Below are 26,535 nucleotides of genomic sequence, written 5' to 3' on the forward strand. Positions count from 1 at the left end.
CTTCGGGCAGAAAATGGGGAGTTGGTGACTCCGGCGGTACAGTGACCATTCATGATCACCGTCTCCGCGCTGGGGTCCTTCGCACTGATCGTCGGACTCCTCACCCTCACACCCGGCCTCGACACCGCCCTCATCCTGCGCACCGCCGCCGTGGGGCACCACAGACGCGTCTGGGGTGTGGTCCTCGGCATCCAGACGGGAACCCTCCTCTGGGGAGTGCTCAGCGCGCTCGGCATCACCGCCGTGCTGACCGCTTCCCACCTCGCCTACGCGATGCTCCGCTGGGCGGGCGCCGCGTATCTGGTGTGGATGGGAGGCCGGATCCTCATACCGGCCCTGCGCCGGCAGGCGGCCGGCACCGATCCTGACCCCGGCACCGACCCCGACTCCCCCGACGCGCTCCCCGACGCCGCGGGCGCACCGGGCGAGCCGGACGCCGGGGACAGCTTCCTGGGCGGCTGGCGCCGGGGCACCGTGACCAACCTGCTCAACCCCAAGATGGGCGCCTTCTACGTGGCCGTCCTGCCGCAGTTCATCCCGGCCGGCGCCTCGCACCTGATGGCCGGCACGATGCTGGCCGGCGTGCACATCCTGCTCGCGACCCTCTGGTCGGGCGTGCTGATCGCCTTCGCCCGGGCGCTCCGCACCAGCCTGCGGCGGCCCTCGGCGCGGCGGATCCTGGACCGGATCAGCGGCACGGTGATCGCCGGCTTCGGCGTCCACCTCGCCCTCGGCGACTGAGCGGCCCTGCTCAGCCGCTCCGCAGCCCCATCGCTCCGCCTCCTGCGGAACCGCCTCGGCCCCGGCCGGCCGCTCGAACAACGAGCAACCGGCCGGGGCCGAGGCGATGGATACGGATAGCGGAAGGGCCCGCTCAGAACGCAGGAATGGGGTCCGACAGCTGCTCGCTGATGAACTGGATCGGGCCCTGGCCCATACTCGGGACGTACGTGGCGGCGTCGTGCTTGCCGCCCGGAATCTCCTTGACCGAGGTGTGCACGGGGCCGTTCCCGTACTGCGCCACGAAGTTCTTGACCCCGTTGATGGTGATGGGATCCTCGCGCGTGCCGTACTGGAAGGCGATGTAGACGTCCGGGCCCTTCCGGGCGATCAGGTCCTTCGCGAGCAGCTTGGGGTCGTTCTCGTCCCGCTCCTTGTCGTGGCCCTTCCACAGCGGGGAGTCCGGGAAGAAGTCCGGGCCGGAGGCGATCGCGGCCTTGAACTTGTCCGGGTGCTTCAGCACGGCCTTCATTCCGGCGAAGCCGCCGGAGGAGGAGCCCATGAACGCCCAGCCGTCGCGCGACTTGATCGTGCGGAAGTTGGCCTTCATCAGCTCCGGGACATCCTCGGTCAGCCAGGTGCCCATCTTCGGCTGGCCCGGAATGTCACTTCCGTCCCAGTATGTACCATTGTTCTTGGGGTTGAGGACCGGCATGGCCAGGAGGAACGGCTTGCTCTTGCCCTCGGCGTACCACTTGCTGATCGACGACTGGAGCTTGAGGTTGGTGCCCATCCAGTAGTTGTTCGGGAAACCGGGGCCGCCGGGCAGGGCGATCAGGACCGGGAAGCCGTGGTCCTTGAACTTCGCGTCCTTGTACTCCTTGGGCGCCCAGACCCACACCTTGCCCGTGAAACCGGACTTCTTGCCCTCCAGCGTGGTGACGGCGATGTGCGTGCCGTCACCGAGGGTCTCGGAATTCTTGAAGTCGGCAGCGGGCCCGGTCGGCATCAGGATCTTGGAGTCCGGCTTCTGCGCGCCGTTCGCGCCGCCGGCCTGACCGCCGCCGCTGCCACTGCCACCGCCCGCGGCCTGCTCCTGGCCGAAGCTGACCGGCGCCCCCTTGTCGGAGAACGGACCGATCTTGAGGTACTTGAGCACGCCGGTGGCTATCAGCCCTACGACGGCCAGGGACACCAGCACGATGGTCCACCGCTTGGCGCGACGCGCGCGGACGTACCCCTCTGCCTGATAGATCCCGCTGCTCGCTTGCGTCATCACGTCACTCCGGACATTCCTGCTGCTGCCCCGAAGGACATGACCTGTGTTTCCGCCCATGTGGAGGGGCAAAGCCGTCCACCGGTTCCGTCCGTGGCTATGACCTGCGTCGCTCTCGCGAGCGCGCCGGCCTCCACGACCCACGGGAGATCGTAAATGCCTCGCCCCGCGCCTCGGTCGCCCGGGTGTCAGGTGACCGCGCCCGCGGTGATGCCCGCGTGCGCGACGGCGACGAGTTCGCCGAGGTGGGCCGCGTTCAGGGAGGCCTCGCCCGGCGCCGGCCTCGTAGATCAGGCCTCCTTCGGCCTGGCGGTCCGGCGCGGCCGCCGCCGCCAGGCCGCCGGGCCGTTCGTTCAGCCAGGCCGTTCGTTCCGCCAGGCCTTTCGTTCAGCCAGAGGCGCCGGTCCCCACAGTCGGCAGGTATCGCGGCGCCCGCCAGGCCTTCAGGCGGTGTTCCACCGCGGCTCCCAGCGACAGCAGCTTGGTGTCCTGGCGGTCACCGGTCATCAGGAGGAGGCCTACGGGGAGCTCGCCCACGAACCCTGCGGGCACCGACAGCGACGGGTACCCGGCGACGGCCGCGGGGGTCGAGGAGGGGATCACGTCGTTGTCGCCGCGACCGCAGTCGGTCGTCCAGGCGGGCGGGTTCGTCGGCGCGGCGATGGCGTCCAGCCGGTGGGCGGCCATGGTCTCGTCCAGGGAACGCCGGGAAAGGTCCTTCAGCTCGGCGCGCATGGCCCGGTACCCCGGATCGGTGGTGGGGGGCGCGGCGAGGGCCTGCTCGAAGAGCTCCTGGCCGGCGAAGCACGTCCGCTCCGCGGGGTGGGTGCGGTTGAACTCGATCAGCTCGGCGAGGTTGCGGGGCCCGTTGCGCGTGGCGAGGTAGGCGTCGATGTCCCGGTGGAACTCGCTCAGCAGCGCCGGGAACTCGAGTTGGGCGAGTCGCTCCTGGTACGGGGGCGTCACCGGCACGACCTCGGCCCCCGCGCTGCGGAGTCTGTCCGCCGTACGGGTCATCAAGGCGTCCACCTCGGGCCCGAGCGAGGGCAGCCGCCACAGGCCGATCCGTTTGCCGCGCAGGCCGCCGGGGCCGGGGTGCGTCAGCTCGTCCGGAAGGGGGAGGCCGCCGAGAGCGTGGGGCACGCCGTGGGCGCCGGGGCGCGAGGTGCCGTCGCCGCGGAGCACCGACAGGGTGAGCGCCGCGTCGATGACGTTGCGCGCCATGGGCCCCGCGGTGTCCTGCTCGGCGGAGATCGGCACCACGCCGTCCCCGCTGACCAGCCCGAGGCTGGGCTTGTGGCCGACGACCCCGTTCATCCCGGCCGGGCACACGATGGAGCCGTCCGTCTCGGTGCCGATCGCCACCTGCGCCAGCGACGCGGCGAGTGCCGCCGCCGAACCGGCGGACGACCCGCACGGATTCCTGTCCAGCACGTAGGGATTGCTGGTCTGCCCGCCCACCGCCGACCATCCCGATGTCGGCTTCGCGGCACGGAAGTTCGCCCACTCGGACAGGTTGGTCTTCCCGAGGATCACCGCCCCCGCCTCGCGCAGGCGCGTCACCAGGGCCGCGTCCGTGCGGGGCGGGCTCCCGGCCAGCGCCAGCGAACCAGCGGTCGTCGGCATGTCGCGGGTGTCCACGTTGTCCTTGAGCAGGACGGGAATGCCGTCGAGCGGGCTCCGGACGCCGCCGTTCCGGCGCCTGGCGTCACTGGCGGCCGCCTGGCGCAGGGCGGTCGGGTCGGTGCGCAGCACCGCATTGATCTTGGGATCGAAGGTCTCGATGCGGCGCAGGTAGGCGGCGGTCAGGGCCGCCGCAGTCAGCGATCCGTCCGCCATGCGAGCCTGCAGCTCCGGGATCGTCACCGTGTCGAGATCGACGCCCGGCCCCGGCGGATGGTGCGCACCGGTCGGCGACGCCGCACCGCCGGCGCCGGAGTGGCCGACTCCGGCGCCGGAGTCGGAGTCGGCGGCCCGCGCGCCCGGGATCGGTGCGCCTGGCAAGCCCGGTACGCCTGGCAGGCCTGTGAAAAGGGAGCTCATGGCCACGACGGCAATCAGCGTGGCAACGCTTCTCTGCCTCATGGGCCTCAGCCGACTACATGCGGACGGCCCGGCGCAAGGGTGCGGCAGCACGTACGCCCGCCGCGGCCCGTCCGTGCTGAGCCGGACCGGGCCGCTGCCACGGGTGCGTTCGCGTGGCAGCGGCCCTTACGCGCTCCGGTACGGCCGGGGCGCCCGGCCTCCGCCCGCTAGCGGACGCGCTGCTCGTACCCCACGAGCCGGACGCAGACGGCGAGGCCTGCGATCGCCTGCTCCAGTTCGGCGAGGCCGGGGTAGCTGGGGGCGATGCGGATGACCGCGTCGCGCGGGTCGTCGCCGTAGGGGTGCGTGGCGCCGGCCGGGGTGAGCACGATGCCCGCCTCGGCGGCGCGGCGTACGACCTCCTTGGCGCAGCCGTCCTGCACTTCGAGGGTCACGAAGTAGCCGCCCTTGGGCGAGGTCCAGGTCGCCAGCCCGGTGCCGCCGAGCTCGGCGTCCAGGATCCGCGCGACCGCCTCGAACTTGGGCTGCAGCAGGGCGCGCTGGCGCTCCATGTGGGCCTGCAGACCCTCGGCGTCCTGCAGGAACATCACGTGGCGCAGCTGGTTGACCTTGTCGGGGCCGATCGACCGCTTGGCGTTGTTGCCGAGCAGCCACTGCACGTTCGCGGGCGACGAGCCGAAGAAGGCGACGCCCGCGCCCGCCGCGGTGATCTTCGAGGTGGAGCCGAACACGAACGTCCGGTCCGGGTTCCCGGCCTCGGCGCAGGCGGCGAGCAGGTCGGCGATCGCGACGGGCTCGTCGGTGAGGTGGTGGACGGCGTAGGCGTTGTCCCAGAAGATCCGGAAGTCGGGCGCGGCGGTGGTCATCGAGGCGAGCCGCGCCACGGTCGCGTCGCTGTAGCAGACGCCGTCGGGGTTGCTGTACTTCGGCACGCACCAGATGCCCTTGACCGCCGGGTCCTCGGCGACGAGCCGCTCGACGACGTCCATGTCCGGGCCTTCGGCGGTCATCGGCACCGGGATCATGTCGATCCCGAACCGCTCGCAGAGCGCGAAGTGCCGGTCGTAGCCGGGGACCGGGCACAGGAACGCGATCCGCTCCTGCTCCACCCAGCGCGACTCGACGCCCGGCAGCACGCTCAGCAGGGCGTGCACCAGGCAGTCGTGCATCAGCTCGAGGCTGGAGTTCCCGGCCGCGAGGAGCTGGGCGGCCGGCACCTGGAGCGCCCCGGCGAAGATCTCCCGGAGCTCGGGCAGCCCCTGGAGCCCGCCGTAGTTGCGTACGTCCGTGCCGTCGGCGGAGGTGTGGCGCCCGCCGGGCAGGCTCAGCAGGTCCTCGGAGAGGTCGAGCTGCTCGGGGGCCGGCTTGCCCCGGGTGAGGTCGAGCGACAGGCCTCGTCCCGCGAGGTCCTGGTAGTCCCGGCGGGCCTGGTCGAGGAGCCCGGTCAGGGCGTCGGGGCTCAGCTCGGTGGTCATGGTGTTTCCTCTCGCGGGTGCCGGTCGTCGACTGCCTGCCGATGGGCCTGTCGATGAGATCGCCTGCCCGAGAATACAAACCGGCGTGGGGCGGGGCGGGGGGGGGGCACCGACGCTGCCGAGCACGTGCGTCCGGCGGGCCGGCGAACGGACCGGCGGGCCGGCTCCTCGCCGTGCGCGAGGGAGCCGGTCCGCCGGTCCGTCCGTGTGATCAGACGTTCCACACGCCCGTCGGTGCCGTCGCCCTCACGTACTCCTCGAAGGAGCGCGGAGCGCGGCCGAGGGCCTCCTGCACGCCGGTGCTGACGTAGTCGTCCTCGCCCCGGCGTATGCCGTCCAGGAAGGAGGCGACGGCTTCGGCGTCGGCGACGGGGAGGCCGGCCGCGACCTGGTCGGCGGCGTAGGCGTCCGGGGCCTGGTGGCGGTGGCGCAGCTCGCGTCCGACGGCGTCGCCGATGACGGCGAGGGCCTCGCCGAAGGTGAGTGCCCGGGGGCCGGACAGGTCGTAGGCCTTCTCCGCGTGGCCGTCGCCGGTGAGGGCGGCCACCGCCACGTCCGCGATGTCCTCCACGTCGATGAACGGTTCGCGTCCGTCCCCGGCGGGGGTCGTGAGCTCGCCGGCGAGGACCGACGGCAGGAAGAAGTCCGGTGCGGCGAAGTCCTGGGAGAACCAGCAGGGGCGCAGCATCGTCCACGCGAGCCCCGACTCCCGGACCGCTGCCTCCGTCTCCGGCACACCGCCGTCGGCGTCGAGGCCGCGCACCGACAGCTGGACGATGCGGCGGACGCCGGCGGCCTTCGCGCGGTCCACCAGCTCGGCGCGCTCGGGCAGGCCGAGCGTCTCGGTCGGGACGAAGTACACGGCCTCCGCGCCGGCCAGGGCCGCGTCCCAGGTGGACCGGTCGGTCCAGTCGAAGCGGAGTGCCGACGAGCGGGAAGCGGAACGGACGGTGTGGCCGAGGGCCTTGAGGCGGGGGACGACGCGGCTGCCGGTCTTGCCGGTGGCGCCGAGCACGAGGATCTGTGACATGTCCGTCAGTCAATACGGGCCGAACGGAACGCTCCATGGTTGATACGACCGGATCCATGCGTGATCGTTCCAGTAGCCTCGGTCGGTGTGGATCTTCTTGACGACTATCTCTCCGGGGTCAGGGCACGCGGGGCGGTGTTCTGCAGCACGGTGAGCGTCCCGCCCTGGGGGATGCGGTTCACCGAGCCCGCGCCGCTGACGCTCAGCGCGATGCTGCGCGGTGACGCGTGGCTTGTGCCCGACGCGGGCGACGGGGGCGACGGGGGCGACCCCGTCGAGCTGCCGCGGGGCGCCATCGCCCTCGTACGGGCGCGCACGCCCTACACAGTGGCGGACCGGCCGGACAGCAGGCCGCGCGTCCTCGTCGACGGCGACGACCGCTGCACCCTCGTCGGCGACGCCCCGGCCGGTCCGGGGGATCCGGCGGATCCGGGGCGCAACTGGCGGGTGACCGGCCGCACCGTCGGGGACGCGGCGGACAGCGGGACGGACCTCCTGGTCACCGCCGGGTACAGAGTCGGGGGCGACCTGTGCCGGCCGCTGCTCGACGCCCTGCCCCCGATCGCGATCGTGCGCCCGGACACGGGTCTGTCCGCGCTCCTCGACCTGATCGCCGCCGAGGTCGAGCACGACGAGCCGGGCCAGCAGGTCGTCCTGGACCGCTTCCTGGACCTCTTGCTCGTACGGGCCCTGCGCACGTGGTTCGCTCACCCGGGCGCCACCCCGCCCCCCGGCTACCGGGCCCTCGCCGACCCCGACATCGGGCACGTCCTGCGCAGGCTGCACGAGGAGCCGGCCCGGCCGTGGACGGTCGCCTCGCTCGCGGACGAGGCGGGCATGTCCCGTACCGCCTTCGCCCGCCGCTTCTCGGCCCTCGTCGGCAGGCCGCCCCTGACCTACCTCACCGACTGGCGGATGACCCTGGCCGCCGACCGGCTGCGCGCACCCGGAGCCACCGTCACGGCAGTGGCCAGGGAAGTCGGGTACGCGGACGGCTTCGCGTTCAGCGCGGCCTTCAAACGCGTACGCGGCATCAGCCCGTCCGACCACCGCGCCGGGGGGCCGCGCCCTTGATAAGCGCGGCCCCTTGGGGCAGGTCCAAACCCACCTGGCCTTACCCGTATTGCTCCCTCAGCCGTCCAGCCAGTCGCCGCCCATCGAGGTGCACGCATGGCCGAGCGTGTTCCACAAGAAGTGCGGGTGCGCACACCCGAACATGTAGACGAGGAGCGCGGTGTTCTCCCGCCAGCCCGGTGCTCCGCCCAGGCTCAGGGTGTGGAACAAGTCCGCCCCCAGGGGCCCCGAGGCGTCCTGGACGTCCCGCGCGCCCTCACCGCCCGCGAGGCAGGCGAGCACGCCCGCCACGTAGGTGCGGCGCAGGATCTCCCAGGTGGTGTCCGTGTCGCCGTGCCATTCGCCGTGCAGGGCCTCGAACGCCCCGAGTTCGGCGTGGAACGTCTCCCAGGCCTCGGGGTGGGTGCTTCGGCAGCGGGCCGAAAGTTCCGTCGCCCGCGAGCCGAGCTGCTGGACACCGAATCGCTCTCCTACGCGCAGGGTCACGCCCGAGGTGAGCAGCCCGGTGCAGGGATTCGGCTGGAGCCGGCAGAGCACGCAGTCGTCGGCCTCGGGCATGCCGCCGGTGATCCCGTCGAACCACAGGGCATGGCGGCCGTTCAGGGCCATCCACACGGCCGTGTTCCCGACCAGTTCGACGTTCCAGAGCACTCCGAGGGCTTCCGGCATGCACTGGTACTTGTTGAGCGCGATGACGCACGCCGCCAGAGCCGCCTTGTCGTGGACGGGCATGGAGGCGAGCCAGAAGTTGTTGATCTCACCGGTGACGGAGTCGGCCCTGACGTCCACCATGTCGTCCACGACGCGCGAGAGGACCAGGGTGGTGAGGTTCTCCTCCAGCCAGAGCTGGTCGTCCGGCGGTACGTGCCACCAGAGGCAGTCCATGGTCTGGAGCATGGTGTACGTGGTCATGTCCAGTGGCGTGGACTGCGGGAGCGAGACCGAGCCCGCCCGGTGACGGCCGATCCAGTACTCGTCCACGCAGCGCTTGTACTCGGTGAAGAGCCCGCTGACCAGCGCTCGGGCTCCGTTGATGCTGAAGTCCTCCGCCAGCCCCTCCTCGACGGACCGGGCCGTGCCGGCGATGTCCATCGTCATGCCGGCCCGCTTGTACTCGGGGAAGGTAAGGATGTCGTCCTCGTAGCGGTGCCGCAGGCCGAGGCCCGTCTCGGCGTCCTGCAGGGCCCGGTTCCACACCCAGCCGCCGGTCAGGACGCAGTCGAACTCCCTCCGGTAGGGCCACGTCTTTACGGCGAGCGGCAGGCCGTCGCTGCGGCGCCAGGCGTAGTCGCGGAGATGACGGCGAGGCGGCTCCGGGAGATGGGAGCAGAGGACGCACGAACAGGGCGCGTCCTGTGTCCGGAGTCCGGGGCCTCCCACGGGAAGCGGGCCGGACGACGCCCGCTCGCACCAGGCGCCCTCCAGCATCCTGCCGGCCAGCCGGCACATCTCGACGTCGGTACCCAGGCAGGGGAACGTTTCTCCGATGGTGGCCAGCGCTTGTTCGAGCCCGTCGAGCCGGGCGGCCCCGGGCCCGTCCGGCTCGGGAAACTCCCGCGGCGGCCCCGTCAGTGTGCCTACGGCGCGGATCTCCACAGTGCCACGCCGCGATGGGCTCGCGGCCCCGCCCAGACGTTCGACGCCTGCTTCCTCGCGTCGCCTGTACTCTCGGGTGCAGTGCTTGATGTTCGCCTTGATCGTATCGGCGAACCGCCTGCTTACCCCGCCTCGTAACATCGGTCCCATGGCCCTCCAGTCATCGGGGCGTTCCCTGATGCAGTGCCTTGCCGGCGTGCGGGCTGTGCGCTGCGCATGAGGTTTCCCTTCCGGCGCGACGGGTACCGGGAGGGGACGCCGCGCATCGGGGTGGGACGGGGCGTAGGCATATTCCCGGCGTGTCCTCCACAGGGGCGGCGCGACGCTCCTGTGCTCCACGTTTTCTTATGGCTTCCCACAAACCCCGGACCGAAGGAAGAGCACCGCCAGGCTCCAGAGCCCGCACAAGGTCCGGTCCGGCCCCGGGTCGGCGGGGCCGGACCTGCGGTCCCGGCTTCGGGCGCCCACCCCCGCGGGGCACCTCGGCGGGCCGTTCGCCGCGGAGCCGGGGTGTCCGGTGGGCCGTGGGCACCGGGCAGGGCGGCTGCGGGCGATGGGGATCAGCCTGGGTCACCGGTCGTGAGGAAACCTGCAGCAGAGCTGAAATGTGCTGGTCCCGGCCCGTGGCGCCGTGTCAGCCTGGGCGGCACGGGGCAGCTGTGGAAGGGGAGTTCATGGAGTTCGCTCTGCTCGGCAGCGTCGAGGCACGGGCCGGAGGCCGGCCGGTCGGCCTGGGGCACCGTCGTCAGCAGTGCGTGCTCGCGGCCCTGCTCGTCGACGCCAACCGGCTCGTCACCGTCGGGCAGCTCATCGACCGCGTCTGGGCCGAACATCCCCCGCAGCGCGCCCGCGACACCCTCTACGGCTACCTCTCCCGCCTCCGGCGCGCGCTGGCCGTCGGCGACAGCGCGCGGATCCTCCGGCGTCCCGGCGGGTACACGCTCGCCGTACCTGCACCGGCCGTGGACGTCCACCGCTTTCGTGAGCTGGCCGCGCAGGCGCGTGACGCCGGACAGGACGACCGCGCGGCACGTCTGTTCGGGCAGGCCCTCGGCCTCTGGCGCGGGGAGGCCTTCGCCGGTCTGGACACGCCGTGGATCAGCGGGGTCCGGGAGGCGCTAGCGCGGGAGCGGTCGGCGGCGCAGGCCGGATACGACGATGCCCGGCTCCGGCTCGGGCAGCACGCGGAGATGCTCGCAGGGCTGACCGGCCGGGCAAGGGCGCATCCCCTCGACGAGGGCGTGACCGGACGGCTCATGCTCGCCCTCTACCGGTGCGGTCGTCCGGCCGAGGCGCTCGACCACTACCGGCACTCGCGGTTACGCCTGGTGGAGGAGCTCGGCTGCGAACCCGGGCCGGCGCTGCAGCGGCTGCACCGGCGCATGCTGGCCGCCGACCCGGAGTTGCTGGCCCCCGGCCCGGAGCCGACGGCCTTAGCCCGGCCATCACTTCACCAGGCACCGACCTCTCCGGTGACGGACACAACGGACGCGACGGATACGACAGCCACACTCACCACACCCGCCACGCCCACCCCGCCGGAGGCAGCGCCCGCCGACCGTGCGGCCCGGCCCCGGGAGAACCGGATCGTCGGGCGAGTGGCCGAGCTGGCCGCCCTCGACCGGGCGCTCTCGTCCGCCCGGGCGGGCGGAAGCGCCGTCGTGGAGATCGTCGGCGAGCCGGGCATCGGCAAGACGCGGCTGGCCGGTGAGCTCGGCGAACGGGCCCGCCGCCGGGGCTTCGTGGTCCTGACCGGACGGGCCGTCGAGTTCACCCGGACCCCCTACGGGGTCTTCGCGGACGCGCTCGACGACCGGCTGGTCACACCGAACGCGGACCGGGACCGGACCGCGGGGCTGCCGTCCGGCGTACTGGCCCTGCTCGGCGAGGTCTTCCCGGCGCTGGCCCGGCTCCGACCAGAGGGTACGGAGCCGGTGCTCGCCGGGCGCTGCGGATTGCAGCCGGCGATGCGGGCCCTGCTGGAGGCACTCGGCTCCGGCGCCACCGACTCGGGGCTGATGCTCGCCCTGGACGATCTGCACTGGGCCGACGAGGACTCGCTCGAACTGATCGGGCACCTGATACGTCATGCGCCCCGGGGACGCTTCCTGCTGGTGCTCGCCTACCGGCCGCGTCCCCATCCCCGCCGGCTCGCCGCGGCACTGTCCGTGGCCGAGGCGCAGGGCCGGCTCACCCGGGTCGAGCCCGGTCCGCTGTCCCCGGCCGAAACCGCCGATCTGTGCGGAGAGCTCTGCGGGGAGGGAGTGCCCCGCCGGCGGATCCGGGAACTCCACGAGGCCGGCCACGGCAACCCCTTCTACTTGCAGGCCCTGACCCGGTGGGGGCGCTCTCCAACCCGTCCCCGTTCCCGGGCCCGCCCCCGGCCCCGCCCTCCGGCCCGCCTCCGCGCCCGCCGGGGAGCCGCTGTGCGGCGAGGACCTGCCGCAGTTCCTGCGCGCCGCCCTGCAGGAGGAGCTGGACGGGTTGCCCGTCCTCACGCAGACGTGTGCCCGGGCAGGGGCCGTCCTCGGGGACTCCTTCGACGCCGAGTTGGCGTCGTTCGTCGCCGGAGCGGATGAAACGGCGGCGCTGGCGGCCTTCGACGAGCTCACCGAACGCGATCTGCTGCGCCGGGAAGGTCCCCTGGGGCGGTTCAGGTTCCGCCACCCCCTGGTGCGTACCGCGGTCTACCAGAGCGCCGGGTCCGGCTGGCGGATCGAAGCCCATAGGAAGGCGGCGAACGCCCTCGCACTGCGCGGTGCGCCGCCGGCGGCCCGGGCGCCGCACATCCGGCAGTCGGCCCGGCCGGGAGACGCCCGCGCCGTCGAGGACCTGATCGCAGCCGCGGAGCAGATGACGGCGCTCGCCCCCGTGACGGCCGCCGAGTGGCTGGGCGCCGCCATCGCGCTCTCCGGCCCGCGGCAGGAGCGGTCGCAGCCGGAACTGCTGCTGAAGCAGGCCGCGGCCCTGGTCACGGCAGGCAGGCTGCGCGAAGGCCAGGACATCCTCCGCACCGCCGCCCACGCCCTCCCCGAGGACGACCTCCGCCTGCGGGCGCGGATCACCGCGACGCGGGCCGACGTGGAGTACCAGCTGGGCCATTACCACCAGGCGACGGCCCTCCTGCTGCGCGAGTTGAAGGACGGCGCCGACGGCCTGTCACCCGCCGAGATCGCGGACCTGCAGCTGGGTGTCGCCTCCGTGGCCCTGCGCCGCGGCGATGTGGACTCGGCGGCCGAACGGAGCGAAGAGGCGCTGCGCACCCTGCAGGAGCCGGGCGGCGACGGGCCGGGGCGCGAGCCGATGCGGGCGGCCAGGGCCGGGAGTCTGCTGGCCCTGGCCCACGCCACGGCCGGGGACGCGGCGCAGGCCGACCTGCACCTGGCGCGGGCGGTGCAGACGCTCGACGACACCGACGACCGGATCCTCGCGCCGCACGTCGACGTGCCGGCCCTGACCGGGTGGGCGGAGCTGACCCGCGGCGACCTCGACGCCGCCCTGCGCCACCTCGACCGCGGACTGCGGCTGGCCCGCCTCACCGGCCGGACCGCCGTGGCCGCCGACCTGTACGCCGCCTCCGCCCACGTCCTCACGCTGCTCGGTCGCCTGGACGAGGCCGAGGCCCACGCCGAGGACGCGGCCGAGGCGGCCGTGCTCATCGGCAACGACGAACCCCGATCGCTGGCGGCATCGGCCCGCAGCGCCATCGCATTGTGGCGCGGTGACGTCGCCAGGGCGCTCGCCGCCTGCGAGGAGGCGATGTCCCGGGACAGTCTCGCGCCCGGACCACCGCGGGCGGCGATCGGCGGGATGCTCGGGCCGTGCCTGCTGGAAAGCGGTGACCCGGCGGGATGCGTGCGTGCCGTGCTCACGGCGGGCGGCGGTACGGACCTCCTCCGCTTCGGGGCGCTCACGCGTCCCCGGTGGTTCCGCGTCCTGACGCGCGCGGAGCTGGCACGAGGCGACGTCGCGGCGGCCGGACGCCGGGCGGAGGACGCGGCCGCGGCGCTGACGCCCGACAGCCCGGCGGGGCAGCGCGGGTTCGCCCTGCTGGCCCGGGCCGAGGTCGGGCTCTCCTTAAAAGAGGCGGAGTCGGAGGCGGCCGAGCAGGCCGACGAAGCGGCGACGGCGTTCCGGACCGCTCGCATGCCACTGTACGAGGCCACCGCCTCCCTGGCGGCCGGGTCCGCCCTCGCGGCCTGCGGCCGTCACGCCGAGGCCCTGACACGCTTCGTCCGCGCGCGGGACCTGTCGGCGGCCTGCGGAGTGCCCGCCCTGCGCGACCGGGCCGAGGAACGCCTCCGTCGTTCCGCGGACGTCCGGCCTTGATTCCCGCGCTTAGGATCACCCGCGTGACAGAGATCGACTACGGGCAATTCCACGAGTGGCTGCAGCAGGCGCGCAGTGCCGCCGAGGGCGGTACCACGGGCACTGCGAACCCTGCAGGCACTACGGGCACTACGGGCACTACGGGCGCTGCAGGTACCGATGTGCGGTGGGAGCTGCTCCGCAGGTTCCAGGAGGGCTGGGGTTACGAGCCCACCGGCGGAGAGCGGTGGGAACGGGAGGAACCCGATGCCCACAAGACGTACGTATCCGGCCTGAGGGCCGGTGCAGGTGCAGGTGCCGGGTCCTGCGACACCCCGGAGGACGACGAGCCCCGCGACGTCGACCCCTCGCTCGCGATACCCGCCGCGCTGGGCGAGTGGTGGGAGCTGCCGTTCAACTCCTTCGCGGACCGGTGGCGCCTGTACTGGACCAACCCGGTGTGGCCGCCCACCGTTCGCCCCGACCCCACCGGCTACGGCGTCGCCGGCGGCCTGCCCCCGGCGAACCCCTTTACCGGCCCGTCCGAGGACCTGCGGGTCTGCGTGTTCATGGCCGAGGACCAGTACTGCAACGAGTGGGGCTACCCCGCGGCCCGCAGCCACCTCGCCGATCCGCCGGTGCTGGTCTCCGCCCGGGACGACGACGGGCAAGAGGCATGGGTGCTGCAGAGCCGCTCGCTCTCGGAGTTCTTCCTCCTGCTGGCCGTCACGCGCCTGCCCGCCCACTACGGCTGGACCGTCGAGGAGGGCACCATCGCCCCGGAGGTCCTGGCCCGGCTGCGGGAGAAGCTGCGCCCGATGGGGCTGCTGCCGTGGCGTGAACTGGGGGCCCGTACGGAGTTCTTCGGCGGCCCGGACGTCATCGTGGCCCACGACACCGGATACGGCGACTCCGAGCTCGTCGCGTACGGACGCACCGAGCACGCGCTGGAACGCCTGGCCGGGACACTCGGCGTGGACTGGTCGGAGTCGATCTGCGAGCCGGAAAGCCACCGTGAGGAAGAGTGACGGTCCCGACGCCGGAGCCTGGTTGACCGGCTGGCCAGCGGGCCAACGGGCCTGCTGGCCTGCGGCCGGCGACCGACGCCAGGCCGCACCGCTCACTTCGCGCACAAGGCCGTAGTGAACGCCTTCAGCGCGGCCGTGCCTGCCTTCTCCGGCATGGTGAGGCTGGTGTTGACGGCGAGGGTGATCTGCCGCTTGCCGTCGGCCGATGTGAAGCTGAAAGTGCTGTAGCCGGGGACGCTGCCGGTGTGGCCCCATACGGGCTTCTCGCCGGGGCAGTAGGCGGCCCGGCTCTCCAGACCGAGACCGTACGTCCGCTCGGGTCCGCGATCGGTCTCCCGGAACGTCCACATCTCCTGCCAGAGGTGGGACGGCAGCAGCTTGCCACCGGCGAGCGCGCGGTAGAAGCGGTTCAGGTCGGCGGTGGTGGAGACGATGTTGCCGGGGCCCCAGAAGGCCGTGGGGCTGAAGTCGGTGAAGTCGGCCGGCTCGGTCTCTCCGGGCAGTCGCTCGTAACCGTTCAGATGGCGGCCCGGCAGACGCGAGGAGGCGGGGACGGTGGTGTCGGTGAGGTGGAGGGGGTGCACGATGCGGCGGTCGATCTCCCGGTCGAGCGTGCGGCCGGTGGCCCTCTCGATCAGCATCGCGAGAAGGACGTAATTGGTGTTGGAGTAGGCCCACTTCCCCGGCTCCCCGGGGTTGAACGGACGCGGCTCCTTCAGCGCGAGCTCGACGAGCTCCCGGGGGGTGTGGCGGGAGTTCTGGACTTTGCGTACGGGGTCGTCACCGCGCCGGAGGACGTCGGTGTGGTTGGGGATCCCGCTGGTGTGGCCGAGCAGTTGGCGTACGGTGACGGGCGCGCCGTCGTCCCCGTCGGGGACGAGGCCGGGCAGATGCCGGCCGATGGGGTCGTCCAGGCCGAGCCTGCCCTCGTCGGCGAGTTGCAGCACGACCGTGGCGACGAAGGACTTGGTCACGCTCCCGGCCCGGAACCGGTCCCCGGGCTTCGCCCGCCGCCCGTCCCGCAGGTCGGCGGTGCCGCTGCCCGCCTTCCACACCCGGTCGCCCGCGCGCACCTCGGCGATCGCGCCGGGCACCCCCTCGGCGACGATGCCGTCCAGGGCCCGTTGCAGCGCGGCGCCCTTGCCCTCAACAGCCCGTGCAGCGACTCCGCGTGCGGTCTCCCGGTCCGTCCCGCGCTCACCGGCGGGCGCGGCAGCGGCGGCCGGGACCGCCGCGGAGACGAGGGCGGTTGCGGCGAGCAGAGCGGAGACAGCGGCTGTCGGGCGGCGCATGGTGGGGTTCCTTCCGTCGTGCGGTGGTGCCCTCACCGTATGGAGCCCTGCCCCTGCCCGTGATCATGATCAAGAATGATCACGGAGCGCCCTCCCCCTACAGGTCCCCCCGACGCCGGGTCGGGGTCCGGCCCCGGCTCGCCTCAGGGCCCACCGCGGCTCGCCTCGGGGCCCACCCCGACGTACCTCGGGATCCGGCCCCGCTCGCCTCGGGGTTGAGGTGACGGCGGATACACCGGCGCGCCGCCTTGGCACGGGAGACGGCGCTTCCTCCTGGGTATCCCTTCCGCAGGAGTGACCGGCGATTCTGGAGGGAGACGTCACGTCATGACGGGTCATCAGGGCCATGACCGGCCCGGCACCGCATCGGTCTCGTACCTCAGACGAAGATTCCTCACGCTGACGGCCGCCGCGACCGTGCTGGCGTTCTCGTCCGAGCCCGGCCGCGCAAGAGCCGAAGAGCTGGGCGATCGCGTCCTCGGCGACGATCCGTTCACCCTCGGCGTCGCCTCGGGCGACCCCTTACCGGACGCCGTGGTGCTGTGGACGCGGCTGGCGCCGCGCCCGTGGGAGCCGGACGGCGGGCTGCCAGCCACCGGGGTGATCCCCGTGAGCTGGGAAGTGGCGGAGGACGAACGGTTCTCGCGCGTCGTACGCCGCGGACGGGCCGACGCCGACGCCGAGTTCGGATACAGCGTGCACGTCGACGCCCGGGGTCTCAAGGCAGGGCGCACCTACTGGTACCGCTTCCGGGCCGGCTCCTGGGTGAGCCGCGCCGGCCGGACCCGTACCGCTCCCGCTGCCGGAAGCTCTCCCGCGCAGCTGCGCCTGGGCGTGGCCTCGTGCCAGCAGTACGACGAGGGCTACTACACCGCGCTGTCGCACCTGGCCCGCGAGGACCTCGACGTCGTCTTCTTCCTCGGCGACTACATCTACGAGAACGCCATCGACGCCCGGGCCGGGGACCGGCAACTCCCGGAGGGCAGCAAGCTCCCCGACGTCTTCGCGCACGAGACCGTCACGTTGCAGGACTACCGCCTGCGCTACGCCCTGGGCAAGTCCGACCCCGACCTGCAGTCCGCGCACGCCGCCCATCCCTGGTGCGTCACCTGGGACGACCACGAGGTGGAGAACAACTACGCGGCGCACGTGTCGCAGGACAACGATCCGACCGACGCGTTCCTGCTGCGCCGGGCCGCGGCCTACCGTGCGTACTGGGAGAACATGCCCCTGCGCCTCCCGCACCCCACGGGGCCGGACATGCGGCTCTTCCGCCGTCTCCGCTTCGGCAGGCTCGCGCAGTTCGACATCCTGGACACGCGGCAGTACCGCTCCGACCAGGCCTACGGGGACGGCTGGAAGCAGCCCGGACCCGATTCCGAAGACCCCTCCCGCACCCTCCTCGGCCCCGCGCAGGAGCAGTGGCTCTCCAACGGATTCCGCAGCTCGTCGGCCGTCTGGAACGTCCTGCCCCAGCAGGTCGCCTTCTCCCGGCGCCGGCTGAGGGCCCAGAACTCCCCCTTGTCCATGGATGCCTGGGACGGATACCCGGCGGCCCGCAAGCGGCTCCTCGACGCCGCGCGCACCGCGCGGATCACCAACCTCATGGTGCTCTCCGGTGACTCCCACATCCACCTCGCCATGGACATCAAGGAAGACTTCGACAACCTCTCCTCCCCCACGCGCGGCGTCGAGATCCTCGGCACGTCCATCTCCAGCGGAGCCGACGGAGTCGAGAAACCCGAGGACTGGGAGAGCCTCCTCGCCGTCAACCCGCACATGGCGTACTACGCCAAGCGCCGCGGCTACGTCGTCATCACGCTCACTCCGTCGCAAGCCCGCGTCGACTACCGCACCCTCCCCTACGTCACCCGCCCGGGCGCTCCCGTCTCCACCGCCACCAGCCTGACCTGCCGGGCGGGCCGCCCCGGGTTCGAAAGGCCGTCTCCGTAACGGCGATGCCGTGGGAGCGGAGACGCTGCTGTGCCAGTAGGGGCGTCTCTCACGGGCGCGGAGCCTTCTCCCCATGAACGGCTGTGTAGCGGGCGGCGAGCCAGGGTCCCAGGTCGTCGGTGAGCATGCCGAGCACCGCCGGATCGGCCGACGGCGTACGGCCGGTGGTTGCAGCGGTGCGCATCTGCCCGGCCCGCTCCGGGTAGTAGCGGCCGAAGAGCTCGGCGGACTCGCCGAGGTCGCTGGTCCAGCCGCCCCAGCGGGGCATGACCAGGGTGAATCCGGTGCGTACGAGACGCCGGGCGACGCCGCGGGCGAGGGCCTTGCGTTCGGTGTCCGTGGCGGCCTCGGCGGCCCGCGTGCGCCAGCGGGGAAGGGCGAGGGCGAGGTCGCCGTTGGTTTCGCGGGCGAGCAGGGAAGTGGGGCGGTAGCGGGGCAGTTCTCCGGCGAGGTCGGGGCCGAGCAGCGGGGTGCACAGGCAGGCGACGAAGAAGCCGAGATCGTGGCGTTCGAGGTCGCTCAGCAGGGTGCGCACGCCGAACAGCAGGATGCCCGCGCCGTCGATCTGGGGAAAAGCGCGGTCGAGCGTGGCCTCGATCTCCTTCGCGGCGGCGCGGTCGGCGTCGGTGGGCTCGTCGTGGAGGGCGAGCAGGAGGTCGAGGTCGGAGCGTCCGGGGGTGGCGGTGCCGCGGGGAATGCTGCCGTAGAGATAGGCGCTGTGCAGCCGCGTACGGCCGTCGTACGTATCGGCGAGGTGGGCGCGCGCGGCGTCGACGACGGGGGCGAACGCCGCAGGCACCCGGTCCGGGGCGCCTTCGCGGGCGATCGTCCCGTCGTGGTTCAGCCCTCGCCGGTGAGCAGGGCACGCAGCCACTGGTCTTCACGCTCCTCGATGTAGGCGGTGTCATGGCGCCAGGTGTCGCCGTGGCCTTCGGCCCACAGGGTGGCCCAGGGCTGATCGCCCCGGGCGGTCCGGTCGCGCAGGAAGTCGTGCATGGAGCGGGTACGCCGGCCCAGCAGGGGGACCAGGTGGCGCCGTTCGGCCTCGTCGAGCCCGTAGGCGTCGGCGAAGGCCCGCAGCCGGTCGGCCGCGTCGGTGCGCTGCCGGGCGGGGTCCGCGGACAGCGGGATGAAGCCGTGCGCGGCGTAGGCGACGTCCCACAGCCGCGAACCGGGGCCGGCCGCGTCCCAGTCGATGAACGCCCACTCGTCCTCGCCGCCGATCACGAGGTTCCACGGCGCCAGGTCGTGGTGGGCGATGATGTCGGCTCCCTCGGCGGGAATGAGCTCCTGCCAGCGGGCGTCGGCCGGTGGCGTGAACCCCTCCACGGCATCGTGGAAGTCCCTGATCAGGCGCGCCACCCGGGCCAGCCGTCGCGGCGGCTCCAGCAGGGCGAACCGGCCGGGCCAGACCACTTCGCCCGGCGCGAAGGTCAGGACCTCCCGGCCCCGGTCGTCGATGCCGAGGGGGCGGGGAGCCGCCCGGAAGCCCGCTGCGTGGAGATGGTCCAGCAGTGCGTGCACCGCCGGGGTCCACGGGCCCGCGGGGCGGCGGACGGTGTCGCCGACACGGACGACGCCGTCACTGACGTTCCCGCCGGACAGCGGCCGCTCCTCGGCATGGTGGTTCTCGTCGTGGCGCTTCTTGCCGATGTGCATCTCGTCGTGGCACTGCTCGTCGGAGTGCTTCTCGTCATGCTGCTCGTCGCCATGCTGCACGGCGCAAGTCTGCTCGACGGGTCCTTGACGATCACCTCATTTACCGGTCCGGCCGGTGGACGGCGGGGCGATCGGCTTGCCCGGCTCGGCGTCGTCCAGCAAGTGGGGGCCGTTGTTGCGGACGTCGTTGACCGCGGTCGACACCGGGCGGGCGCCGAGGTCGCCGCCCGCGGGAGTGGTCAGGAGTGCGCGGAGCTCTTCGGGGTCCTGGTGGGTGGGGTCGAGCCAGGTGTCGTAGTCGGCCGGCGCGATGGCCAGCGGCATGCGGGGGTGGATGCGGCCGGCGGTGTCGGTGGCTTCGGTGGTGATGATGCTGCAGGTGGTCCACCACTGCGCCGGGCCGTCGTCTCCGGTCGCCGGGTCGCGCCAGAACTCGTACAGACCCGCCAGCGCCATCACCCGGCCGTCCGTGGGGCTGATGAAGTACGGCTGTTTGTAGGCCTTCGCGGTGGGGGTCGCGGCGACGGGCTCCCATTCGTAGAAGCCGTCGGCCGGGAGCAGGCAGCGGTGCTTGGCGAAGGCGCGGCGGTAGGCGGGCTTCTCGTGCACCGTCTCCACCCGGGCATTGATCATCTTCGCGCCGGTGCTCAGGCTCTTCGCCCAGGACGGCACCAGGCCCCACCGCAGCGCGCGCAGTTGCCGCTCGATCGCGCCGCTCTCGCGGTCGGCGCGCTCCAGCACGGCCCATACGTCGTCGGTCGGGGCGACGTTCCAGCTCGGTTCCAGGAGGGGTTCCGGGTCCCACTGGGTGACGGAGAACAGCCCGGCCAGATCCTGGGGACTGCGAGTGGAGACGTAACGGCCGCACATGTCCGACCCTCGCCGGTCCTCTCGTCAGACCCGGTCGCCGGTGAAGTGCAGCGGCTTGCGCGGGGCCGGGGGCCGGCCGTCCGCGGCCGGGTCGGGGACGTCGTCCTCGCGTTCGGCCGCGTACCAGCCCAGGCCGCGCAGGATCGCCTTGGGCATCGTCGGCGGCAGGGCGCGGTCGAGGGCCGGCCAGGCCTCCTCGAGGAGGGCCCGGGCCTGGGCGCGGGCGGCGTCCACCGCTCCGCACTCGGTGAGGACGGCGGCGACGGCTTCCGCCGTCCGCGGAGTCGCGCGGCCGCCGCGCACGGACTCCCACACGGCGCGCAGCCGGTCAGGAGGCAGCAGGGGCACGGCGTGGGCGAGCGGCACCGTGACCTTGCCGTTGAGCAGGTCCTCGGCCACGCGCTTGGCCGCGCGGCGGCGTCCGCCGCGTCTGACGGTGCCGATGCCGCGCAGGTCCGCGACGTCGTCGCTGATCTGGTAGGCCACGCCGAGGGCCTCGAAGTACGCGCCGACGGCGGCGGTCTCCGCTTCCCCGGCGCCGGCCAGCAAGGCGCTGACCTCGGCGAACATCCGCACCGGCAGACCGGACTTCAGCCGGTGGGTGGAGTGCAGCCGCTGCATCACCACCGAGGCGTCGCCGGTGGCCACGGCGGCGTCCATGGCCTGGTCGTGGCCGGCGATGTCGAGGGCCTGTCCGGCGTGGCCGGCGCGCAGGGCGCGCAGGAAGGCCCGGTGCAGGCGCAGGCGCAGCGCGGGGTCGTCGGGCAGGACGTCGTCCGCCAGCCGGTCGAAGACGAAGTAGGCGGCCGTGCCCGCGTTGACGGCGGTCGGCGCTCCGAAGACCTCGTGGACGGTGGGGCCGCCGCGGCGCATCGGAGAAGTGTCCGCCACGTCGTCGACGATGAGGGACCCGGCGTGCACCAGTTCGGTGACGGCCATCAGGGGGCGGTAACGGTCCGCGGCCTCGCAGAAGAGGGCCATGACGCAGGCGGAGGCGAACGACCGCCACGACTTCCCGCCCAGGTCGGCGAGGTGGCGTACGGGCAGGACGAGCCCGGCGTGCACCTCGCTCGTCGAGGCCTCGTCGAGCGGGGCGTGGCCTTCGAGTCCGGCCAGGGAGCCCAGCACCCGGGGGTCGGCGGTGTCGGGGTAGAACCGGCGCACTTCCGTCCGGGTGATCCGGCCGATGCGGCGCATGAAGTCTTCGAGGTCGCCGATGGTGTTGGGCGGAACGAACTCCACGCGCGCGTGGCCGCCGACGGGCCGCCCGCCCATCGTGCCCTCCACCCGGCACCGGCCGTGCCAGAAGGCACGGCCCAGGGACATCGACAAGACCTCTTGCGCGTACGGGGACGCGACGAGCCGCACGTCGAGGCCCGTCTCGGGGATCCGCAACCGGGCGGCGACGGGGTAGGAGTTCATGGTGACCGAGGAGTCCCAGCGGCGCGTGGTGCACAGCTCCGCCGCTGCCTGCCGCCCGTGTCCGTCGGGCCCCGATACGGTGCACACCGTGTGCTGTGCCCGCGTCATGTGGGTGGCCATGGGCCGGTCGGGCGGTTCCTGTGTGGAGGGCAACGGCTCGGAGTCGGTGGTCTCCTCGACGAGGCTGGTGCGCAGGAGCGCCACGTCCCAGCCGTTGTCCAGCTGCACCTGAACCCGCATCCAGGCGGTATCCGCGCCGCCGGGGCGGTGCGCGCCCTCCGGGCAGGTGCCGTAGGAGTGCTCCAGCCACGCCTCCCCCGTGACGTGTACGCGCGCCGGGTCGCGGCCGGAGGCGGACACGGTGCCTTCGGCCGTCATGCGCGGCAGACACGACGAGGACAGAGCCCCGGGTGATGCCGTTGCGTCACCTTCGCGCAGTCGCAGGGGCGGCTTGCCCGGCGTGAGGGTCAGCGCGAAGCCCCCGGGGTCGCCGGTCACGGTCAGGCCGTACGAACCGTCCGGGTGCCGGGTGAGGGTGGCGACGCCGCCGAAGTCCAGGTCCAGCCGGTGCGCGGCGAGGCGTACGGGCGCGTGCAGGAGCCGGTCGGGCAGGAGCGGTTCGCCTCCTGCCAGGGCGTCGAGGACGGCCCGGCGCACGTGGGGGTCCCACGCCGAGGTGTCCTCGAATGCGGAGCGCGCCTCGGCGAGGGCCGCCTCGTCCAGCCAGGACTCGGTGGTGCGGTCGCCGGTGGCGTGGTCGGCGTGGGACCAGATGACGGTGTGGCCGGGGGGCCGGTCCGTTCCCCCGCCGGCCATGGCGGCTCCGGCAGCCCCTCCCTTGCCCGGCACGGCGGCTCCGGCAGCCTCTCCCCTGCCCGGCACGGCGGCTCCGGCAGCCTCTCCCCTGCCCGGCACGGCGGTTCCCGCCCCTTCCCCGGCGCCCGGCCGCCGGCACAGGAACTGCACGGACAGGCTGTGCTCTTCGCCTTCGGCCGTCCGAACCGAGGCGTTGACGGACCACCGTTCGACGGGACGGTCCGGGTGAGGCAGGCCCTCGCCCACGGGGTCGGTGGAGTGGGCGGCGGGCGAGGACGGCGGTGCCTGTGCGGCGTGCTTGTTCACGGGTGTCCCAAGAGGAGTCCTGCGGCGGGGGTTGCGTACTGGCCGTAACCGCCCAACCGCACGAGCGTCAACACGGTTACCTGCGACCACCCGTATGCATCGCCCGTGGTGGGTGATCCGTGCCCTGTCGGGTGCATTCGGGTGAGTGCGGGCGTGCCGCCCGCAGGGGTGCCCGGCCGCCGCCGTATACCCGGGACACGACGGATGGAGCGGTGGACGACGATGATGACGCGGTGGGTGGTTTCCCGTCCCTGGCGGGTCCTGGCCGGGGCGGGCCTGCTGGGCGCGGTACTGGGGCTGTGGTTGCTGGGGGCCCGCCCCCAGTTCAGCGGAGGCGGCTTTCTCGCCACCGGGACCGAGGCCGCTCGCGCCGACGCCGTCCTGGCCGAGCGGTTCCACGCGGGCCTGCCGGACCTGGTGCTGCGCGCGGACGCCCGATCCCCCGCCGGTTCGGAGGACGTCTCCCGCGCGGGCCTGGACCTCACCGTCAGGCTCTCCCGGCAGCCGGGCGTCGAGCGCGTCTACTCGTACTGGAACACGGGCGCCTCCGAGCTGCTGAGCAAGAACGGGCGCAGCGCCTTGGTCGTGGCCGACCTGGCGGGGGACGACGCGGCAACGGCACGGGCCGCCGCGCGGCTGGTGCCCCGCTTCACCGGTGCCCACGGTCCGCTGCGGGTGTCGGCCACGGGCACCTCCTACGTCTCGGCGCAGGCCACCGAGGTCAGCGGGCGGGAGCTGCTCCGGGCCGAACTGCTCGGCGTGCCGCTGGCCGCGCTGGCGCTGCTGCTGGCCTTCGGTTCCCCGGTCGCGGCCCTGCTGCCGGTGCTGACCGGGTTGTTCGCGGTGCTGGGCGCCTATTCCCTGCTGAGTGCGCTGGCCGGCGTGATGCCCGTGTCGGCGCTCGCCACGAACGTCGCCACGGCGCTCGGTTTCGGCGTGGCGGTCGACTACGGGCTGCTCCTCGTCAGCCGCTACCGCCAGGAACTCGCCGCCGGGGAAGGCGACGACGCGCACGGTGCGCACGACACCCACGGCAGCCTCGGCACCCGGGGCGCCACGCTGCGCACCATGCGCACCGCCGGGCGCACCGTGTTCTTCTCCAGCGGCACCATCGCGGTCTGCCTGACCCCCATGCTGCTGTTCCCCCTGCCGTTCCTGCGGTCGCTGGCCTGCGCGGGCATCGCGGTCGTGCTGTGCTGCGGGCTCGCCACGGCTGTCGTCCTGCCGGCGCTGCTGGTTCTGCTCGGCCGCTGGATCGACCGCGGCGACCCGCTGGCCCGGTGGCGCCGGGCGCGTTCCGCGGAGAGCCCGCTGTGGCGGCGGGTGGCCCGTGCCGCCACCGGCCGGCCCGTCCTGGCCGGCGGCTGCTGTGTGCTGCTGCTCGCCGCGTCGGCGCTGCCGTTCGCCCACGTCCGCTTCGGTGTCACCGACTACCGGGTGCTGCCGGGCGAGCTGGAGTCCCACGCCGTCGCCGCCGGGATCGAGCGCGACTTCTCCCTCCCCTGGGACCGCGCCGTCACCGTTCTGTTGTCGGCCACGGATGCTGTGGAGCAGGAGGCGGAGGTGACCGCCTACGCCCGGCAGTTGTCCGAACGGCCCGACGTCGCGAGCGTGGTGACGGGCCTGGGCACGTACGCGCACGGGCGCCGGGTGGCCGGGCCGACGCCCGGATCGCTGCTGCAGATCACCATGGGCGGCACCTGGCTCGCGGTGACGGGATCCGGTCCGCCCGCGAGCGACCCGGACCTCGTACGGACCCTGCGGGCACTGCCCTCCCCCGGCCCGCACCTGGTCACCGGCTGCCCGGCGCGCGTGCTGGACACCAAGACGGCCCTGGCGCACGTCCTGCCCTTCATCGGCGTGCTGCTGATCGGCTGCGTGCTGGTCCTGCTCTTCCTGTTCACCGGCTCGCTGCTCATCCCGCTCAAGGCCGTGGTACTCGCCGCGCTGAGCATGTGCGCCGCTTTCGGCGCCATGGTGCACGTCTTCCAGGACGGCCATCTGCGCGGTCTCCTCGGCTCGTTCGAGGTGACGGGCGAGCTGGAGACGGCCATGCCGGTGGTGATGTTCTGCTTCGCCTTCGGGGTCTCGGTGGACTACGAACTCTTCCTCCTCGCCCGCATCCAGGAGGAGTACCGGGCCGGCGCCGACTGCCGCACCGCCGTCGTCAACGGCATCGCGCGCACCGGCCGGGTGATCACCACGGCGTCGCTGCTCGTCGCCATCGCCGTGCTGCCGCTGCTGACCTCGCGCGTGGTGCTGCTGAAGATGTTCGGGTGCGGCATCGCCCTCGCCGTGCTCGTGGACGCGACCGTCGTCCGCGGTGTCCTCGTGCCCGCCTTCATGCGGCTGGCCGGGCGCGCCAACTGGTGGGCGCCCGCGCCCCTGCGCCGCCTCCACCGGCGCCTCGGACTCCACACCGCCTTCCTGCCGCAGGCACCCACGGGTGCCGTGCCGGCCCAGCAGAAACAGACCCCGAGGAAGAAGATCCGCACATGACCACCACGCACCGTCCGCGCCGCCCACGTCGTCCGCAGCGGCCGCGCACCGCGACGATCCACGCGGCCCTGGGCGCCCTGCTGCTCGGCGCCCTCTGCACGACCGCCGGCCCCGGGACCACGCCGGCGGCGGCCGCCCCCGCGCTCGGCACGGCCCGGACGGCTCCGGCCGCCGCCACCCTGAGCACCGTGACCGGGACGGCGGCGGCCCCGGACCGTACCGCCTTGGCCGGGACCGCCCTGTCCTGCTCCCTGCAGACCGCCCCCGGCGACCCGCTCGTCTTCCGGCCGCCCGTCACCGGCCGCGTGCAACAGGTGTCGGCCACGGGCACGGTCCTGCTCGACCGCTGCACCTCCGCGGACGGCAGCCAGTACGGGATCCGGTCCGGACGGATGGTCCTGCGGGGCTCGGCGACGGCCAACTGCCTCACCGCGGCCCGCCCGGAGGGGTCCGCCGTCATCACCTGGTACCACGGCTGGGCCCAGCGCGGCCGGACCGCCGGGACCTCTCACCTGAGGCCGTCCGCGCGCGGCGGTGGCGGCTACACCCCGGCGGACACCTTCCTCAGCGGCGACGTCGTCTCGGGACGGATGGCGCACCGCCACGTACGCGGCTGGGCGGTGCCCACCACCGACGTGACCGCCTGCGCGGCCCGCGGCCTGCGGACGGTCGCGGGACGGGGCAACATCTCCTTCTCCTGACCTCCGCGGCGCGCCGGCCCCGGGCCGCGGCTACCGGCCGCGCCGGCCGGCCGAGCGCGGGCGCAGCAGTGCCGCGGCCAGCACGGCCGGGGTGGTGAGCAGCAGGGTGAGGGTCACCAGCGACAAGCCCCGGAGCTGCTTCTCTGTCGCCGACGGGAGGATCTTCCGGTAGGAGGGGCAACGGTTCCTGGGTCCGCACAGGTTGGTGGGCGGGTTCGGAACAGGCGCCGTGTTCGGCGGGGCAGGAGGCTGAGCGGGGCGGGGCGGCGTCCTCACCACCGGGACGGGCGCCGGCGGGAGTTGGGCCGGGGGCGCCGGAGCCGGCGGCGGGGCCACGGGCGCGGGGACGGGAGGTGCCGGGGCCGGGGGGACTCGTGGTGCACCCGGCGGGGGGACAGGGGCGGGCGGAGCCGGAGGAGCTGGCGCGGGCGGGGCGGGTGCAGGCGGTGCCGGGGCAGGCGGAG

At 73.3% G+C, this 26,535-nt stretch carries 18 protein-coding genes; 8 read left to right on the plus strand and 10 right to left on the minus strand.

Annotation, left to right across the window (positions count from 1 at the left end):
* Positions 1–51 precede the first annotated feature (51 nt).
* Complete coding sequence (locus NQU55_RS19630) at positions 52–741, plus strand: LysE family translocator (protein ID WP_168096421.1); 690 nt, start codon at positions 52–54, stop codon at positions 739–741.
* Between the two features lie 133 nt (positions 742–874).
* Here NQU55_RS19630 and NQU55_RS19635 read toward each other — a convergent pair whose 3' ends face one another.
* The 4 genes from NQU55_RS19635 to NQU55_RS19650 form a co-directional block, all read right to left on the minus strand.
* Positions 875–1,996, minus strand: a complete 1,122-nt coding sequence (locus NQU55_RS19635) for an alpha/beta hydrolase (protein WP_256790908.1) — start codon at positions 1,994–1,996, stop codon at positions 875–877.
* Between the two features lie 387 nt (positions 1,997–2,383).
* Entirely contained in the window at positions 2,384–4,081 is a 1,698-nt protein-coding gene (locus NQU55_RS19640) for an amidase (protein ID WP_168096378.1), read from the minus strand.
* 167 nt (positions 4,082–4,248) lie between these two features.
* Positions 4,249–5,517: an aspartate aminotransferase type Ic gene (locus NQU55_RS19645; RefSeq protein ID WP_256790909.1), complete on the minus strand. Its 1,269-nt coding sequence runs from the start codon at positions 5,515–5,517 to the stop codon at positions 4,249–4,251.
* 211 nt (positions 5,518–5,728) lie between these two features.
* Complete coding sequence (locus tag NQU55_RS19650) at positions 5,729–6,547, minus strand: NAD(P)H-binding protein (RefSeq protein ID WP_256790910.1); 819 nt, start codon at positions 6,545–6,547, stop codon at positions 5,729–5,731.
* Between the two features lie 87 nt (positions 6,548–6,634).
* On the opposite strand from NQU55_RS19650, the gene NQU55_RS19655 reads away from it, so the two are divergent.
* Complete coding sequence (locus NQU55_RS19655; protein ID WP_168093436.1) at positions 6,635–7,621, plus strand: AraC family transcriptional regulator; 987 nt, start codon at positions 6,635–6,637, stop codon at positions 7,619–7,621.
* Between the two features lie 57 nt (positions 7,622–7,678).
* Here NQU55_RS19655 and NQU55_RS19660 read toward each other — a convergent pair whose 3' ends face one another.
* Entirely contained in the window at positions 7,679–9,217 is a 1,539-nt protein-coding gene (locus NQU55_RS19660; RefSeq protein WP_256790911.1) for a hypothetical protein, read from the minus strand.
* Positions 9,218–9,891: 674 nt separating this feature from the next.
* On the opposite strand from NQU55_RS19660, the gene NQU55_RS19665 reads away from it, so the two are divergent.
* The 3 genes from NQU55_RS19665 to NQU55_RS19675 are packed head-to-tail and all read left to right on the plus strand — an operon-like array spanning position 9,892 to position 14,553.
* On the plus strand, positions 9,892–11,796 hold the full coding sequence (locus tag NQU55_RS19665) for an ATP-binding protein (RefSeq protein ID WP_168093435.1): 1,905 nt from the start codon (positions 9,892–9,894) through the stop codon (positions 11,794–11,796).
* Positions 11,702–13,546 (plus strand): ATP-binding protein, encoded by a 1,845-nt coding sequence (locus tag NQU55_RS19670; RefSeq protein ID WP_256790912.1) that lies wholly within the window; start codon positions 11,702–11,704, stop codon positions 13,544–13,546. The genes NQU55_RS19665 and NQU55_RS19670 overlap by 95 nt, the downstream gene beginning before the upstream one ends.
* Positions 13,547–13,569: 23 nt before the next feature.
* Entirely contained in the window at positions 13,570–14,553 is a 984-nt protein-coding gene (locus tag NQU55_RS19675; protein WP_256790913.1) for a hypothetical protein, read from the plus strand.
* Between the two features lie 92 nt (positions 14,554–14,645).
* Here NQU55_RS19675 and NQU55_RS19680 read toward each other — a convergent pair whose 3' ends face one another.
* The gene (locus NQU55_RS19680) at positions 14,646–15,845 is read right to left on the minus strand and encodes a serine hydrolase domain-containing protein (RefSeq protein ID WP_256790914.1); all 1,200 of its coding nucleotides are present in this window, start codon (positions 15,843–15,845) and stop codon (positions 14,646–14,648) included.
* A 327-nt stretch (positions 15,846–16,172) separates the two neighbouring features.
* Between NQU55_RS19680 and NQU55_RS19685 the strand changes: the two genes are divergently transcribed.
* Positions 16,173–17,798, plus strand: a complete 1,626-nt coding sequence (locus NQU55_RS19685; RefSeq protein ID WP_168093599.1) for an alkaline phosphatase D family protein — start codon at positions 16,173–16,175, stop codon at positions 17,796–17,798.
* Positions 17,799–17,847: 49 nt separating this feature from the next.
* Here NQU55_RS19685 and NQU55_RS19690 read toward each other — a convergent pair whose 3' ends face one another.
* From NQU55_RS19690 to NQU55_RS36850, 4 genes are all read right to left on the minus strand, one after another.
* The gene (locus NQU55_RS19690; RefSeq protein ID WP_168093600.1) at positions 17,848–18,672 is read right to left on the minus strand and encodes a nucleotidyltransferase domain-containing protein; all 825 of its coding nucleotides are present in this window, start codon (positions 18,670–18,672) and stop codon (positions 17,848–17,850) included.
* Positions 18,639–19,457 carry a phosphotransferase enzyme family protein gene (locus NQU55_RS19695; protein ID WP_168093607.1) on the minus strand — a complete coding sequence of 273 codons (819 nt, stop codon included), beginning with the start codon at positions 19,455–19,457 and terminating at the stop codon, positions 18,639–18,641. Before NQU55_RS19695 ends, NQU55_RS19690 begins: the two co-directional genes overlap by 34 nt.
* 96 nt (positions 19,458–19,553) lie before the next feature.
* Positions 19,554–20,327 carry an SOS response-associated peptidase gene (locus tag NQU55_RS19700; protein ID WP_168093601.1) on the minus strand — a complete coding sequence of 258 codons (774 nt, stop codon included), beginning with the start codon at positions 20,325–20,327 and terminating at the stop codon, positions 19,554–19,556.
* Positions 20,328–20,351: 24 nt separating this feature from the next.
* Positions 20,352–22,871 carry a polyprenyl synthetase family protein gene (locus NQU55_RS36850; RefSeq protein WP_168093602.1) on the minus strand — a complete coding sequence of 840 codons (2,520 nt, stop codon included), beginning with the start codon at positions 22,869–22,871 and terminating at the stop codon, positions 20,352–20,354.
* 237 nt (positions 22,872–23,108) lie between these two features.
* On the opposite strand from NQU55_RS36850, the gene NQU55_RS19710 reads away from it, so the two are divergent.
* Together NQU55_RS19710 and NQU55_RS19715 are read left to right on the plus strand one after the other, a co-directional pair.
* A complete protein-coding gene (locus tag NQU55_RS19710; RefSeq protein WP_168093603.1) occupies positions 23,109–25,370 on the plus strand; it encodes an MMPL family transporter in 2,262 nt (753 codons plus the stop codon).
* A complete protein-coding gene (locus NQU55_RS19715) occupies positions 25,367–26,071 on the plus strand; it encodes a hypothetical protein (RefSeq protein ID WP_168093604.1) in 705 nt (234 codons plus the stop codon). The genes NQU55_RS19710 and NQU55_RS19715 overlap by 4 nt, the downstream gene beginning before the upstream one ends.
* The last annotated feature ends 464 nt before the right edge of the window (positions 26,072–26,535 follow it).

This window comes from Streptomyces telluris, assembly GCF_024519335.1.
GTDB lineage: Bacteria > Actinomycetota > Actinomycetes > Streptomycetales > Streptomycetaceae > Streptomyces > Streptomyces telluris.